At 66.4% G+C, this 14,066-nt stretch carries 15 protein-coding genes; 6 read left to right on the top strand and 9 right to left on the bottom strand.

The window, feature by feature from the left end:
• Window positions 1-125: 125 nt before the first annotated feature.
• On the bottom strand, window positions 126-1,763 hold the full coding sequence (gene gshA, locus OOZ48_RS06990) for a glutamate--cysteine ligase (protein ID WP_442867548.1): 1,638 nt from the start codon (window positions 1,761-1,763) through the stop codon (window positions 126-128).
• An 83-nt stretch (window positions 1,764-1,846) separates the two neighbouring features.
• Between gshA and OOZ48_RS06985 the strand changes: the two genes are divergently transcribed.
• Window positions 1,847-2,365, top strand: a complete 519-nt coding sequence (locus OOZ48_RS06985) for a hypothetical protein (protein WP_269496834.1) — start codon at window positions 1,847-1,849, stop codon at window positions 2,363-2,365.
• Here OOZ48_RS06985 and OOZ48_RS06980 read toward each other — a convergent pair.
• Window positions 2,253-2,555, bottom strand: a complete 303-nt coding sequence (locus OOZ48_RS06980) for a helix-turn-helix domain-containing protein (protein ID WP_269496793.1) — start codon at window positions 2,553-2,555, stop codon at window positions 2,253-2,255. The genes OOZ48_RS06985 and OOZ48_RS06980 overlap by 113 nt on opposite strands.
• Before the next feature lie 222 nt (window positions 2,556-2,777).
• On the opposite strand from OOZ48_RS06980, the gene metX reads away from it, so the two are divergent.
• From metX to OOZ48_RS06965, 3 genes are all read left to right on the top strand, one after another.
• Window positions 2,778-4,004 (top strand): homoserine O-succinyltransferase MetX, encoded by a 1,227-nt coding sequence (metX, locus tag OOZ48_RS06975; RefSeq protein WP_269496791.1) that lies wholly within the window; start codon window positions 2,778-2,780, stop codon window positions 4,002-4,004.
• A 68-nt stretch (window positions 4,005-4,072) separates the two neighbouring features.
• Window positions 4,073-4,699 carry a methionine biosynthesis protein MetW gene (gene metW, locus OOZ48_RS06970; protein WP_269496829.1) on the top strand — a complete coding sequence of 209 codons (627 nt, stop codon included), beginning with the start codon at window positions 4,073-4,075 and terminating at the stop codon, window positions 4,697-4,699.
• Window positions 4,696-5,943, top strand: coding sequence for a muropeptide transporter (locus tag OOZ48_RS06965; RefSeq protein ID WP_269496789.1), 1,248 nt, complete (start codon window positions 4,696-4,698; stop codon window positions 5,941-5,943). Before metW ends, OOZ48_RS06965 begins: the two co-directional genes overlap by 4 nt.
• Before the next feature lie 50 nt (window positions 5,944-5,993).
• Here OOZ48_RS06965 and OOZ48_RS06960 read toward each other — a convergent pair whose 3' ends face one another.
• Window positions 5,994-6,833 carry an AraC family transcriptional regulator gene (locus OOZ48_RS06960; RefSeq protein WP_269496787.1) on the bottom strand — a complete coding sequence of 280 codons (840 nt, stop codon included), beginning with the start codon at window positions 6,831-6,833 and terminating at the stop codon, window positions 5,994-5,996.
• Between the two features lie 81 nt (window positions 6,834-6,914).
• Here OOZ48_RS06960 and OOZ48_RS06955 point away from each other — a divergent pair, with 81 nt between their 5' ends.
• Window positions 6,915-7,922, top strand: coding sequence for a bile acid:sodium symporter family protein (locus OOZ48_RS06955; protein ID WP_269496785.1), 1,008 nt, complete (start codon window positions 6,915-6,917; stop codon window positions 7,920-7,922).
• Between the two features lie 4 nt (window positions 7,923-7,926).
• On the opposite strand, the gene OOZ48_RS06950 is transcribed toward OOZ48_RS06955, so the two are convergent.
• From OOZ48_RS06950 to OOZ48_RS06940, 3 genes are all read right to left on the bottom strand, one after another.
• Window positions 7,927-9,279, bottom strand: a complete 1,353-nt coding sequence (locus OOZ48_RS06950) for a sensor domain-containing diguanylate cyclase (protein ID WP_269496783.1) — start codon at window positions 9,277-9,279, stop codon at window positions 7,927-7,929.
• 6 nt (window positions 9,280-9,285) lie between these two features.
• Complete coding sequence (locus OOZ48_RS06945; RefSeq protein ID WP_269496781.1) at window positions 9,286-10,080, bottom strand: exodeoxyribonuclease III; 795 nt, start codon at window positions 10,078-10,080, stop codon at window positions 9,286-9,288.
• Window positions 10,081-10,187: 107 nt separating this feature from the next.
• Window positions 10,188-10,595, bottom strand: coding sequence for a DoxX family protein (locus OOZ48_RS06940; RefSeq protein WP_269496779.1), 408 nt, complete (start codon window positions 10,593-10,595; stop codon window positions 10,188-10,190).
• A gap of 219 nt (window positions 10,596-10,814) precedes the next feature.
• Here OOZ48_RS06940 and pyrE point away from each other — a divergent pair, with 219 nt between their 5' ends.
• On the top strand, window positions 10,815-11,483 hold the full coding sequence (pyrE, locus tag OOZ48_RS06935; protein WP_269496777.1) for an orotate phosphoribosyltransferase: 669 nt from the start codon (window positions 10,815-10,817) through the stop codon (window positions 11,481-11,483).
• Window positions 11,484-11,507: 24 nt separating this feature from the next.
• On the opposite strand, the gene OOZ48_RS06930 is transcribed toward pyrE, so the two are convergent.
• The 3 genes from OOZ48_RS06930 to OOZ48_RS06920 are packed head-to-tail and all read right to left on the bottom strand — an operon-like array spanning window position 11,508 to window position 14,057.
• Window positions 11,508-12,215 (bottom strand): class I SAM-dependent methyltransferase, encoded by a 708-nt coding sequence (locus tag OOZ48_RS06930; protein ID WP_269496775.1) that lies wholly within the window; start codon window positions 12,213-12,215, stop codon window positions 11,508-11,510.
• Window positions 12,216-12,223: 8 nt separating this feature from the next.
• On the bottom strand, window positions 12,224-13,045 hold the full coding sequence (locus OOZ48_RS06925) for an endo alpha-1,4 polygalactosaminidase (protein WP_269496773.1): 822 nt from the start codon (window positions 13,043-13,045) through the stop codon (window positions 12,224-12,226).
• Complete coding sequence (locus OOZ48_RS06920) at window positions 13,023-14,057, bottom strand: glycosyltransferase family 4 protein (protein ID WP_269496772.1); 1,035 nt, start codon at window positions 14,055-14,057, stop codon at window positions 13,023-13,025. Before OOZ48_RS06920 ends, OOZ48_RS06925 begins: the two co-directional genes overlap by 23 nt.
• Window positions 14,058-14,066: the final 9 nt, after the last annotated feature.

Below are 14,066 nucleotides of genomic sequence, written 5' to 3'. Positions count from 1 at the left end.
GTATTCTTGGGGCATAACCGTGCGTCTGGCCCGACGCGCCGCTAGATGCCACGCCGGGAAGCCGCCCGTCTCCGGTCAAGGCCGTAGACGGAGGATGCTGCGATTATCCCCGAAACACATGCATTTCACAAATGCTTACTGGTGTGTGTGGTGAATTCGCCCTGTGTGGGCTGGGATGAACGGCCTTCGGAGACCGGCTGGGGATCCAAGGCCGCGTGAAAGCGCGCCACGTACTGTTCGAAGGTTTCCGTATCGCTGGCTTCGATGGCGGCCTGCTCGTCGATCGAGCGGCGTGCCGCCTCGTCGTAGGCCGCCAGGGTTTGCGGCGTCAGCGGGCGCGCCTGCAGGGTCGCCCAGTGCTCCCGGCTGCGGCGCAGCGTCCAGTCGTGGAATTCGAGGCCGCCGTCGCGCAGGTGCGCGAGCAGGCAGGCCGAGGGTGTGGCCTCGGGGTCCAGGACCTTGGCCCGCTGGGCCTCGAGCGCCGCCGCGTGGGCGTCGCCGCCGAGGGCCTCGTCCAGCAGGGCGGCATAGGGTTGGATCCGATCCAGGATGTCCAGCCCCCAGTCCCGCAGCGGCGCCGGGCGGCCGTCGTGCACCAGTGCCAGGCCGGGGCGGCGCCCCTCGCGCGCGACCATGGCGAAGTTGTCCTGGCTTTCCTGGCAGAAGCCCGGTGGCGGGAACAGCGGGCTGTCTTCGATCGCGCAATACAGCAGGAAGGCATCCAGGAAGCGGCTGGTCTGGACGTCGATGCCGGCGGGCGCCTCCGGGTCGATGTCCATGCAGCGGACCTCGATGTACTGGATGCCGCGCTGGCGCAGCGCGGTCACGGGACGTTCACAGCGGCCGGTGACCTGTTTGGGCCGGATGCTGGAGTAGTACTCGTTCTCGATCTGGAGGATGTTGGTATTCAGCTGGATCCAGCGGCCGTCGCGGTGCGTGCCCAGGGCCTCGTAGTCCGGCCATGGGGTGGTGACCGCGGCATGGATGCGCGCCGAGAAAGTATCCAGGTCGTTGTAACAGAGCGCCAGGTCGGACTGGATGGGGTTCTTGTAGCCGAGGTCGCTCATGCGCAGGCTGGTGGCCCAGGGCAGGATGCAGGTGTCGCGTCCGAGGGCCTGCAGGCCGTGTTCGAGGCCGGCATGCTGCAGAAAGCTGCGCGACACGGCCGGCGAGGCGCCGAATAGATACATCAGCAGCCAGGCCTGGCGCATGAAGTTGCGGATCAGGGCCATGTAGCCCGAGTCGCGGCGCTCCATCGGGGTGTCGCCCTCGGGCTGGAGGATGTCCCAGGCCGCCTCGGGCAGGGAAAAGTTGTAATGTACGCCGGCGATGCATTGCATGGCCTTGCCGTAGCGCCAGGCGAGGCCCTCGCGGTAGACGTGCTTGAGCATGCCCGTGTTCGAGGTGCCGTACCAGGCGACCGGGATGTCGGCCTCTGGCGGCAGGTGGGCGGGCATGGACTGGTTCCAGACGACTTCGCCGGGATTGCGCCGCGCCACGAAGGCGTGCGTGTCCAGCAGCTCGTCGATCAGCGCAGCCGCGTCGCGGCGCGTGCCCGTGATCAGCTCGAGCAGGGCTTCGGAATAATCGGTGGTGACATGCGGATTGGTGAGGGCCGAGCCCAGTGCCTTGGGGTGCGGGGTCGCGGCGAGCCGGCCTTGCGCATCCACCCGCAGGCCTTCCTTTTCGATGCCGCGCAGAATGCCCTGCAACAGGTCGGGGCGCGCGGCCAGGCGTGCGCGCCGTTCGTTGGCATGAATCATGATGGGGTCGGGTTGATGGCGTGGGCGTCCATTTTACCCGAGGCCGTACAATCATCGGATGGCCTGCAACGGGAGGTGAGGTCTTGGTTCGATGGATATTGGGCGCGGCATGCGCCTTGGCCTTGGCGGGGTGTTCGCCCGAATTCGATTGGCGTTCGGTCCAGGTTGCCAATGGCGCCGTTACGGGGGTCCTGCCGGCGCGACCGCAGTCCCAGACCCGCGAGGTGGACTTCGAGGGCCATCCGTTGAGCTTGACGATGACGATGGCCCAGGCCGGCTCGGTGCTGTTCGCCCTCGGCCATGCGCCCCTGCCGGAAGTCTTGCGCGCCGACCCCGAAGCGGCGCGGGCGCTGGCACGCGGCGTCATCCGGTCGTTCTATGACAACTTGGGGGCGCAGGCTCCCGATCCGCTGCCTGAGCCCGGAGAGCGATTCATCGTCGATGGGGGGACGCCCGAGCGGCCCATGCGCCTGGAGGCGCTGGTGGTGCTTAGCAGACAGGATTTGTTGGAGGCAGTGGTGACGGCCGAGGCAGGCGCCTTTGGGCGTGCGCCCGTGCAGGATTTCTGGCTGGGTTTGCGAATGCCGTCCGGCGCACGCTGATCAGGCCCCATTCCAGTGCGGCGGTGATCGCGGCCTGTCGGGTCCTGACGTCGAGCTTGGTACAAGTATTGGCGATATGGAAATTGACGGTGCGTTCGGCGATGCCCAGGATCCGGCCGATTTCCCAGCTGGTCTTGCCTTGGGCCGCCCACAGCAGGCATTCCCGTTCGCGGGCGGTCAGAGGTTTCATGGTGTTTACTCCCCTTTAGGATCTTTTTATTCAAAAGCGTTAGCAAAAGTATCAGCTTCGCCTGAAGGGGTAAACCCATAGCTGCCGCATCCTTGATGCAAGTTCAGGCCATGCCTGGAATTGTGATGCTCGCAGGGGTGGGTGCTAGAATAGCGACACGAATTTGCGCCGATTTGCCTGATCCGCTTGCGGGCGCCCCATAAATCCAGCTAAAGAGGTCCCATGACCGTGATTTCCGTGACCCCTGCCGCCGCCGCGCTTGCCGAGGTGCCCGAAGGCAGTGTGGGCTATGTCTCCCCCGAATACCTGACGTTCGACGAGCCCCTGGCCTTGGCCAGCGGCCAGGTGCTGCCCGCCTATACCCTGGCGGTCGAGACCTATGGCACGCTGAATGCCGAGCGCAGCAACGCCGTCCTCATCTGCCACGCCCTGAATGCCTCGCATCACGTGGCCGGGCTGGATGCCAGCCAGCCCGACAGCGTGGGCTGGTGGGACAACATGGTGGGGCCGGGCAAGGCGGTGGACACTGATCGGTTCTTTGTGATCGGCGTCAACAACCTCGGTTCGTGCTTCGGTTCGACCGGCCCGGTCAGCATCAATCCCGAGACCGGCGAGCCCTGGGGGGCGAGCTTCCCCCTGCTGACGGTCGAGGACTGGGTGCGTGCGCAGGCGCGCGTGGCCGACCATTTCGGAATCCAGAAGCTCGCGGCCGTGATGGGCGGGTCGCTGGGCGGGATGCAGGCGCTGAGCTGGTCGATCACCTGTCCGGAGCGCGTCGGCCATTGCATCGTGATCGCCAGCACGGCGCGCCTCAGCGCCCAGAACATCGCCTTCAACGAGGTGGCGCGCCGGGCCATCATCACCGATCCCGATTTCCGGGGCGGGCACTATTATGCGGATGGCGTCGTGCCCACGCACGGCCTGTCGGTGGCCCGCATGGTCGGCCACATCACGTATCAGTCCGACGAGGTCATGGCCGAGAAGTTCGGCCGCGCCCAGCGCGCGCCGGGGCCGGACGGCCGGTTTCATTACAACTACGACGTCGAGTTCGAGGTCGAATCCTACCTGCGTTACCAGGGGGAAAAATTCTCGCGGTATTTCGATGCGAACACCTATCTGCTGCTGACGCGCGCACTGGATTATTTCGATCCGGCGCGCGATCATGGCGGCGACCTCGCGCGCGCGCTGGCGGCGGCCCGGGCGCGCTTTCTGTTGGTGTCGTTTTCCACGGACTGGCGCTTTGCGCCCGAACACTCGCGCGAGATCGTGCGCGCGCTGCTCAAGAACCAGCGCGAGGTAACCTACGCCGAGATCGACGCGCCCCATGGCCATGACGCCTTCCTGCTCGAGGATCCGCGCTACCACGCGGTCGTGCAGGGCTATTTCGACCGCATCGCGCATCGCCTGGGGCTCGCCGCGCGCAGCCGCACGGCGGGGGTGTTGGCATGAGCGCGCCGGGCCGTCCCAAGCGCGAATCCCCCCTTGGGGGGGTGGCGCGCAGCGCCTTGGGGGGCGCCATGCTGACTCAGTCTCAGGCCCCCCAGGGGCCGCGCGCCGACCTGCTGCGCATCGCGGAATGGATCGATCCCGGCAGCCGGGTGCTGGACCTGGGCTGCGCCGACGGCACCTTGCTGGCCCACTTGCACGACACCCGTCAGGTGCGCGGCGCGGGGGTCGAGCTCGATGACGACAGCGTGATCGCGGCGGTCCGGCGCGGCGTGCAGGTGATCCAGCAAAACCTCGAGGAAGGCCTGGCGCTGTTCGGCGACGGCCAGTTCGACACGGTGGTCCTGTCGCAGACGCTGCAGTCCATGCACCATACCGAGCACATTCTTCGTGAAATGGCCCGGGTGGCCCGTTACGGCATTGTGTCCTTTCCCAACTTTGGCTATTGGCCGCATGGCTGGTCCATTCTGTTCGGCCGCATGCCGGTGACCGGCCAGATGCCCTACGAGTGGTACAACACGCCAAACATCCATTTATGCACGTTGCGTGATTTCCAGCGGCTGGCGGCCAAGCTCGGCTTGCGCATCACCCACCTGGCGACCTTCCACGGACAGCGTGAGATCCGCTTTCTCCAGGGCTGGCGCAGCACCCTGGCGGTGTATCGTTTCGAGTCCCCCCACCCACGGGCGGACGCGTGAGCGTCGGCTGGCGCGTCTACGCCGGGCGGCGGGTCGCGCCCTTGCTGGTCCTGGGGTTCGCCAGCGGCTTGCCGCTGGCCCTGACGGGCGGCACCCTGCAGGCCTGGGCCACGGTCGAGCAGGTGTCCCTGCAGCAGATCGGCTTCCTGACCCTGGTGGGTTCAGCCTACACCCTGAAATTCCTGTGGGCACCCCTGGTCGATCGCTACGCGCCGCCGTGGCTGGGACGGCGCCGCGGCTGGGTGTTCCTGACCCAGCTCCTGCTGGCCCTGTCGATCGCCGCCATGGGGTTCTTCGCGCCGGGTGCGCACCTGGGGCTGCTGGCCCTGATGGCGGTCTGGGTGGCCTTCCTGTCGGCGACCCAGGACATTGCCTTCGATGCCTACAGCACGGACGTGCTGCACAAGGACGAGCGGGCGGCGGGTGCGGCCCTCAAGGTTCTGGGCTACCGGCTGGCGATGATCGTCTCGGGCGGGCTGGCATTGATCCTGGCGGATCAATGGCTGGGCTGGCGTGGCATGTACATCGCCATGGGGGGCCTGATGGCGGTGTGCTCGCTGTCCACGCTGGTCGCGCCCGAGCCCGAGCACGTCGCGGCGGCGCCGCGCACGCTGCGCCTGGCGGTGGTCGAGCCGCTGCGCGAATTCTTCCGGCGGCGCGGCGCCCTGTCGATCCTCCTGCTGATTGTGTTGTACAAGCTCGGCGACGCCTTCGCCGGCGCCCTGTCGACGACGTTCCTGCTGCGCGGCGCCGGCTTCGACGTCACCGAGGTGGGGATGGTCAACAAGGTGTTTGGGCTGGCGGCCACGATCGTCGGCGCCTTGCTGGGCGGCGGGCTGATGACGCGCCTGGGTTTGTATCGCTCGCTGATGGCCTTCGGCATCCTGCAGGCAGTGTCGAATTTCGGGTATTGGGTGCTGGCGGTCACGCCGCCGCATCTGTACTCGATGGCGTTCGTGGTGGCGGTCGAGAACCTCTGCGGCGGTTTGGGCACCGCGGCCTTCGTGGCCTTGTTGATGGGCCTGTGCCGGCAGCAGTTCTCGGCGACGCAGTTCGCGCTGCTCTCGGCCTTGTCGGCGGTGGGACGCACCTACCTGGCGGGGCCGCTGACGCCGGTCCTGGTCGAACACTACGACTGGCCGTTGTTTTTCGTGCTGACGGTGCTGATTGCGCTGCCCGGCCTGGTGTTGCTGTGGGCCTTGCGCCGCGAGGTCCGGGCGCTGGATGCGCCGGAGGCGGGCTGATGCGGGGGCGGGGCGGCTACCGCCCCGTACGGGCCGCGGCGTGGGGCCGCTCAGGTCGGCGCGACAGGCTCCGAGGCCGCGTCCACCAGGCCGGCATCGGACATGAAGGCGCGCGGCGTCACGCCGGTCGATTCCCGGAATGCCGCGATGAAGGACGACAGACTGTCGTAGCCGCAGGCCAGGGCCACGTCGGTGATGCGGTCGCCGCGCTCGAGCAGCGGCAGGGCGTGGACCAGTCGGGCGCGCTGCCGCCACAGGCGAAAACCCAGGCCGGTTTGCTGCACGAACAAGCGGGTCAGGGTCTTTTCGGACACCCCCACGCGGCGGCTGTAGTCCGTCAGGGACAGCGCTTCGTCGGGATGGCGGTGCAGGTGCTCGCACACGGTGTGCAGGCGAGGATCCGATGGCCAGGGCAGGATCAGCCCGGCCTGGGGGGCCTGCGCCAGCCGATCGAGCATCACCTGCACGAGGCGGCCGTCGGCCCCCGACTCGTCGTACTCGATCGGGATGACGCTGAACGCGCGGATGAGTTCATGCAGCAGAGGGTCGATGGCGAGGATGCGGCAGTCGGGCCAGTGTTGCGGCAGCGCCCCCGCCTCCAGATACAGGCTGCGGATGACGGTCCGGGGGGTGGTGCGCACCCGGTGCTCGATGCCCGGCGGTATCCAGACGGCCCGTTGTGGCAGGGCGATGAAACGGGCGCCGGCGGTCCAGACTTCCAGATATCCCTGGATCGCGTAGGACACCTGTGCCCAGGTGTGCTTGTGGCGGCGCGGGATGATCATGTTGGATTGGCTCAACACATGGCCATACGCCCGGCGGGGCAGCTTGCGCAGCAGCTGCCGTAGCCCGATGAGCGGTGCGCCGATGTCCGTTGGCGAATGTTTCATATCCTTTTGCGGCCAAACATTAAGCCCGGTCCAGTTTAATCTACTTCTCGAGAGCCCCGGACCGCCGGAGCATTCCAAACCATGTTGTCGAAATTACGCCTGCTGTTCGATCGTTTCACCATCATCCTGATTGTTGTCGTCATCGCCGCTTCGGTGGTGCCGGCACACGGACAGGGTGCAGTGTTCTTCGAATGGCTCACGACCGCGGCGATTGCCCTGTTGTTCTTCCTGCACGGCGCCAAGCTTTCACGCGAGGCGATCATCGCAGGGGCCACACACTGGCGATTGCACGGCGTGGTGTTCATCTGGACATTCGTGATTTTTCCGATTTTGGGATGGGTGCTCCGGCCGGTTCTTTTGCCCCTGCTCGGCGAGCCTCTCTACATCGGCGTCGTCTATCTGTGCGTCCTGCCGGGCACGGTTCAATCCGCCATCGCGTTCACATCGGTCGCCCGCGGCAATGTGCCCGCGGCTGTTTGCGCGGCCTCGGCCTCCAGCATCGTCGGCATCGTGATCACCCCCTTGCTGCTGCAGCTCATGCTGGGCGCCGATACGCAGGCGCTGGGCAGCTCATCGCTGCTGAACGCGATCCTGAAGATCAGTGTCCAGATCCTGCTGCCGTTCATCGTGGGACACCTGATGCGCCCCTGGATCGGCCGCTGGATGGATGCGCACCGCAAGCTCGTGGTCGGCGTCGACCAGAGCTCGATCCTGCTGGTGGTGTACACGGCATTCAGCGAGTCCGTCATCAGCGGCCTGTGGCAGGCCGTGCCGCCCGACGCCCTGGTCAAGCTCCTCGTGGTCTGCTGCCTGTTGCTGGCGCTGGTGCTGGTGCTGAACATCTGGAGCACGCGCCGTCTGGGGTTCGGGCGCGAGGACGAGATCACCATCGTATTTTGCGGCTCGAAAAAGAGCATGGCGACCGGGGTGCCCATGGCCCAGGTGCTCTTCAGCTCGGCGGCAATCGGTCCGGTGCTGCTGCCCCTGATGATCTTTCACCAGATCCAGCTCATGGTCTGCGCCGTGTTGGCGCAGCACTATCTGCGCTCGGCGCCGGGCGGGCGCCCGGCACGCAGAGCGGCGGCCTGAGGCGTCAGGGTTCGATCTCGATCCGGTTGCGTCCCTTGCGCTTGGCGCGATAGAGCGCCCGGTCGCTGCGGATCAGCGGGGCCTCGGCCGAGTCGTCGGCGGGATGCATCAGGGTGATGCCGATGCTCAGCGCCAGTGTCGCCCGCCCGTCCGATTCAAGCGTCACAGGCATGGAGGCAAGCCTATGCTGCAGGCGGCGCGCAAACGCCTCGGCCCCCGCAAGATCGGAATCCCGCAGCATGACGGCGAATTCCTCGCCGCCCATGCGTCCCGCCAGGTCCGTGGTGCGCAGTCCCGCCCGCAGGGTGGCGGCGAAATGGCGCAGCGCGGCGTCGCCCGCGGCGTGCCCCCATCGGTCGTTGACCTGCTTGAAGTGATCCAGGTCGCACATCATGACGGCGATGCGGTGCTCGCCGCCCATTTGCGCCAGACGTGCCCGCGCGGCCTCGAGCTGGCTCATGAAGTGACGCCGGTTGGGCAGGAGGGTGAGGACGTCCGTCGAGGCGGACTCGCGCAGCTCGGATTCGATGTGCTTGCGCTCGGTCACGTCAGTGATGAACCCGTGCCACAGCGTGCCGCCGCCGGGCATGCGTTGCGGCCGCGCATCGCCCTGGCGCCAGCGCAGCCCCTGCCGCGGCAGGCGGACACGGTATTCGAGATGCCAGGGCGATAGTGTGGCGGCGCAGGCCCGCAGCGAGTCGTGATAGCCGCGCAGGTCCTCCGGATGGATCAGCGCATCCAGAATCCGCGCATCCGCGGCCAGGGCGTCGGGCTCCAGTTCATAGATGTCGCGCGCGCCGGCGCTGGCGTACGAAAAGCGCGGCGGCCCCTCCACAGGCACTCGGTACTGGAAGACCAGCCCGGGCACTTCATTGGTGAGGTTGGTGATCAGGTCGACGGTGTCGCGCAATCGTTCGGAGACCGTATGCAGCGCCGTGTTGTCCGTGGTGGTGCCGATCATCCGCAGGGCTACCCCCTGCGCATCCCGGCTCACGACGCGGCCGCGGCTGTGCACCCATTTATAGCTGCCGTCCTTGCAGCGTATCCGGTGCTCGACCTCGTAGGCGTCCGTAAGCCCGTCGAAGTGCGCCTGCATGGTGGCCTTGACGTATTCCAGGTCGTCCGGATGGACGCGCCGGTAGCTGTCGCGGATATCGTCGCCGATCTCGTCCTCGGCATACCCGAGGATGGCTTTCCAGCCGGCGGAATAGTGGATCCGGCCACCCTGCACGTCGCGGTCCCAGATTCCCGTGCCGCTTTCGGCGACGGCCATCGACAGGAGTTGCTGCGATTCGTCGCCCGAGACGTCGGCTTGCTCCTGAGAGGACGGATCGCGTGCCGGAGGAATGGGGGACATGGGTGCCTAAAGCGTCCAGTCGTAGTCGATCGTCAGGGGGGCGTGGTCGCTGAACCTGGCATCCTTGTAGATGGAGGCCGCGTGGGCCCGTTCCGCGATGCCGGGCGTGGCGATCTGATAGTCGATCCGCCACCCTACGTTCTTGGCCCAGGCCTGGCCGCGGTTGCTCCACCACGTATAGGCGTCGCCGGTGGCCTCGGGGTGCAGTTGGCGGTAGACGTCCACCCAGCCGCCGTCATCGAAGACTTTGCTGAGCCAGGCGCGCTCCTCGGGCAGGAAACCGCTGTTCTTGCGGTTGCCCTTCCAGTTCTTGAGGTCGATCTCCTGGTGGGCGATGTTCCAGTCCCCGCAAAGGACGAACTCGCGCCCGGTCTGGCGATGCTCATCCATCAGGCCGGCCAGCCAGCCCTCATAGTGATCGAGAAAGCGGTACTTGGCGGCCTGGCGTTCGTCGCCGCTGGATCCGGAGGGCAGGTAGGCGCTGACGATGCTCAGGCCCGGCCAGTCGGCCCGCAGGATGCGGCCCTCGGCATCGAATTCGGGGCAGTCCATGCCCGAGGCGATGGACTCGGCGGCCCGGGCGAGGTACAGGCCGACACCGCTGTAGCCTTTCTTTTGTGCGTGGTGGAAATGGCCGGTGTATCCCGCGGGATGCCGCAGATCCTCGGCCAGGTCGCTGTCCTGGACCTTGATTTCCTGCAGGCATGCCACGTCGGGGCGCGTTTGCGCCAGCCAGTCGGCCAGTCCTTTGCGAAAGGCCGAGCGGATGCCATTGACATTGAGGGAAGTGATGCGCAGCACGGGGTCTCCTCGAATTCGTTCAGCCTTGAACTGTACCCGAATGGAGGCGGGCGGGGGCCGGGCGGACGGCCCAAGGCGCCGGCGGCGCCTTGCCCGAACGCGTGTGGTCAGTCCTGCTTGCGGATCATGGCGTCGATGCTCCAGGGGCCCGGGCCGTACAGGAACAGCAAGAAGAACACGAAGGAATACAGCAGGGCCGCCTCGCCGCCGTTGAACATGGGCAGGAAGAAAAAGCCCTTGGACGCCACGTGGCCGATCAGGTAGGCGGCGGCGCCGAAGCCCGAGGCGACGAATGCCGTGCAGCGGGTGAACAGGCCGATCAGCAGCAGTGCGCCCGCCACCAGTTCGATCAGGCCGGCGATGCCGTACAGGGAAAAGAGCGCTGTGCCGGACATGGGGGATTCCGGGATGCCGAGGAGCTTGGTGGTGCCGTGCAGCAACAACATGTAGCCGCTGCCGATGCGGATCAGGCTGGTGAGGCGGGGCGCCCAGGTGGCGCAGCAGGTGTTGTCCATGATTTTTCCCTCGATGAATGGCCACAAAACCCGGTCTGGCTTGTGGGTAAAGGCATCTTAGAAGAATCTGCGCGGGAAATAAATGATCGGGCCGGCGCCGCGCGGCTTTTCGTCGCGGCCGGCTGGCATGCGCAACGCATTGCGTTGTCCGGACGTTACGCCGGCCCGGGCCCGCGAATATCGGATAATGGCGGTTTTCCATGTACAGAGGCCATAGCCATGCCGGGAACCCATGCCGAGGAATTCGTCCGTTTCGCCCTGGATCATGGGGTGTTGCGATTTGGCGAATTCACAGTCAAGTCGGGACGCCTGAGCCCTTATTTCTTCAATGCCGGCCTGTTCAACGACGGCGGCGCGGTCGGGCGTCTGGCGCAGTTCTATGCCCAGGCGCTGGTGGATTCCGGTCTGGGGTTCGACATGCTGTTCGGCCCGGCTTACAAGGGCATCCCGCTGGCGACGGCGACGGCGGTGGCGCTGGCCGGGCACCCGGCCCTGGCCGGCCGGACGGTGCCCTTCGCCTTCAACCGCAAAGAGGCCAAGGACCATGGCGAGGGCGGCACGCTGGTGGGCGCGCCCTTGGCCGGCCGCGTGGTGATCATCGACGACGTGATCACGGCGGGGACCTCGGTGCGCGAGTCCGTGGCCTTGATCCGTGCGGCGGGCGCCCAGCCCGCGGCCGTCCTCATCGCTCTCGACCGCATGGAGCGCGCCGGCGCCGACGGGGCGCTGTCGGCGCATTCGGCCGTCCAGGAGGTGGAGCAGGCCTACGGCATCCCGGTGGTCAGCATTGCGTCTCTGGCCGACATCATGGCGGTGCTGGAAGGCGATGCCGGCCTGTCGGCGCATGGCGAGGCCGTCGCGGCCTATCGCCGGCGCTACGGCGTCTAGCGCCTGCCCCCGCCGGGCCCGGCCTTAGCCGTCGCGCCGGTACTTCAGCAGGCGGCCCTTGTATCGCAGGCCGCCGGTCAGGCAGGGCGTCCGGCTCAATCGGATGTCGTCATACAGGACGAAGCGATGGCGGGCCATGTGGTGGCTGAAGGCTTGCCGGTGGCCGCGGTTGGCATCGACGATCCATGCGTGCGCCTCGGGCCGTGCATGTCGGTCGATGAAGCCGGCCAATGCGGCAGGCGTGTCGCGTTCATACAGCAGGTCGCTGCCGATGATGAGATCGTGCCGGCCCGTCAGAGGCTGCGCCTGCGAGGGCTGCGCGGATGGCGCGTCCGGGCCCCAGTGGCCGTGCCGGTATGCGAGCGTCGGGGGCAGGCGGTTCAGGTGAAGGTTCTTGCGCAGGAAGGGACCGGCGAGGGGATGGCAGTCGCTGGCCGTGACGCGGGCCCCCCGGCGGTGGCAGACCATGCTGGGCAACGCCAGGCCGCAGCCGATTTCGAGTATGCGTTCCCCTGCGCGCAGGGGCCGCAAGGCCAGGTGGCCCGCCAGATAAATCGCCGAGGGCCACAACAGCCCGAACAAGGGCCAGAGTGCGGAACTGATACCCAGACGCTCGGCCTCGCCGTCGGGGTCGTGGTATTGCTGATGGTCGAGCAAGGAGCGGATCAGGAGGCTCGCTGTGTTTGGGATGTCGATGGTCTCCAGCTTGAGCCGATATGGGGCAGGGAACATGTGTCTTCCTAGGGGCCTAGAGGCCACGAGTCTGTGGGGGCGGCCATCAGATGCTTGTCGCCGACATAGGGTGTGATGCCGTGTGCGGCGATCTTTTTCATGAGGGGCGGGATCGATTCGAATTCGTATGCCGGGCAATAATCGATCGCGATCACCGGCAGGCCGCAGGCACGCGCCGCGCGCGCCTGCTCGAGCAGCCACGCGCGGTCCTGGGGCGGCACCTCGACGTACTGCTGGCGCGCCTCGTCCCACCCTCGGTATAGGGATTCGAAGGCCAGCGCATCGATACGGTCGCCCAGCGCCTCCAATAGCTCGAAGCCGCGATTCACGATGATGACCGCATCGGGGAATGCCGCGCGCAGCCGGCCGATGGCGCGCGACAACCCCCGCCGCTGGCGTGCGCGCGCCGAGGGATTCAGACCGAGCAGCAAGTAGGAGTCCATGGTGTCGAGGAAAAAGCCCCGATAGCCGGCCCGCCAGAGGGGCGATGCGATGGCGTCCACCAGGAAATCGGGCCAGCCCGCGGCCGCTTGGTCGATGATCCGTCCGCCCCAGATGCCGTTGCGGCCGATCAGCCATTCGCGGGGCATGGCGTCGAAAAGAGGGACGGTCTCCAGGATTTCGCCGATGCCGATATATCCCAGCCACAGCGTGCCCGGACGGCCGTGGCGGGCGGGACGGAATCCATGTCCGGGCTCGATCACCGCCACGTCGAATTCGTCCAGTGCGCGGGTCCCGTCGATGTCCCCGTAATAGAACACCATCCGGGGAACCGGCTGCGCCATGATGGCGGCGAACGCCGAACGCTCAGGAGAGGTATGCCGAGGCATGGGATGTATCCAGGAACCGGTCGAAGAACCGCCGGAAGTTTTCGGCTTTCCTGTCCCAGCTCCATGCCCTGATCTTGAGCAGGCCATAATCCGAGATTCTGCGAATCCGATCGGGCGCGCACTCGTAGTGGCGTCGGATCCGGGTCTTCAGCGCCGGCACGCTGCGTTCGGGCAGGATCATCCCGAACGGATCGCCGTCGAATGCCTGCGGCACGACGCCCACGTCGGTGGAGATGACCGGGACGCCGCATGCCATGGCCTCGAGCACAGGATTGGGCGTCCCTTCGATCTTGGAGGGGCATACGTAGAGGTCCAGCCCGGCGTAGTATGCGGGCATGTCCTCGAGGGGAATCTGGGACTGTTGCCGATCGGCCAGATCCAGGCGGATGTTCAGGCCTTCGCATTGCAATTGCTCGATCGCCGGCTTCAGGATGGTGTGCAGCCCCTTGAAATCCTCCCCCCGTTCGCGGGACCAGTGGGAATTTCCCGCCCAGCCGATCACCATGGGGCGCTTGCCCCGCATGCCGAGGCGGGAAAGGTTCATGGGTTTGAATAGGCCGAGGTCCACGCCGTCCTCGGTCACGCCGTCCGGGTTCGGAAAGTCGGTGATGCTTTTGTAGGCGTCCATCAGGCGCTGCGAACTGACCGTGTACCCGTCGATGATGTCATTGAATAGCGGGGTGCGCGCATGGATTTCCGCGTCCGTCAGGAACAAATGGTCGTAGACGGACGTGGTGATCGTCCGATGATGTACGTATCGGTTCAGGAACACCTCGTGGGAACTGAATCCAAGGGCGTGGCAATACTCCCTGGCAAATCCCTGGGTCACTGCGTTCAGGAAGTCGCGCCAGAAGAAATGAGTCACGGCGCAATCACGGGTCATCATCAGGACCTGCGCGATATTGTCGATGACCTCGGCGGGGATGATCTTGAAATCGAATCGATCCCCCAGGTGTTTGACGAGCTGCCTGGAGATATTGGCGAAAGCCCAGGATTCCGAATCGATGATCAATGCAATCCT

The sequence above is a fragment of the Castellaniella sp. S9 genome (assembly GCF_027257175.1).
GTDB lineage: Bacteria > Pseudomonadota > Gammaproteobacteria > Burkholderiales > Burkholderiaceae_B > Castellaniella.
The sequence above is the reverse complement of the archived record's forward strand: the minus strand, read 5'-3'. Positions and strand labels throughout refer to the sequence as shown.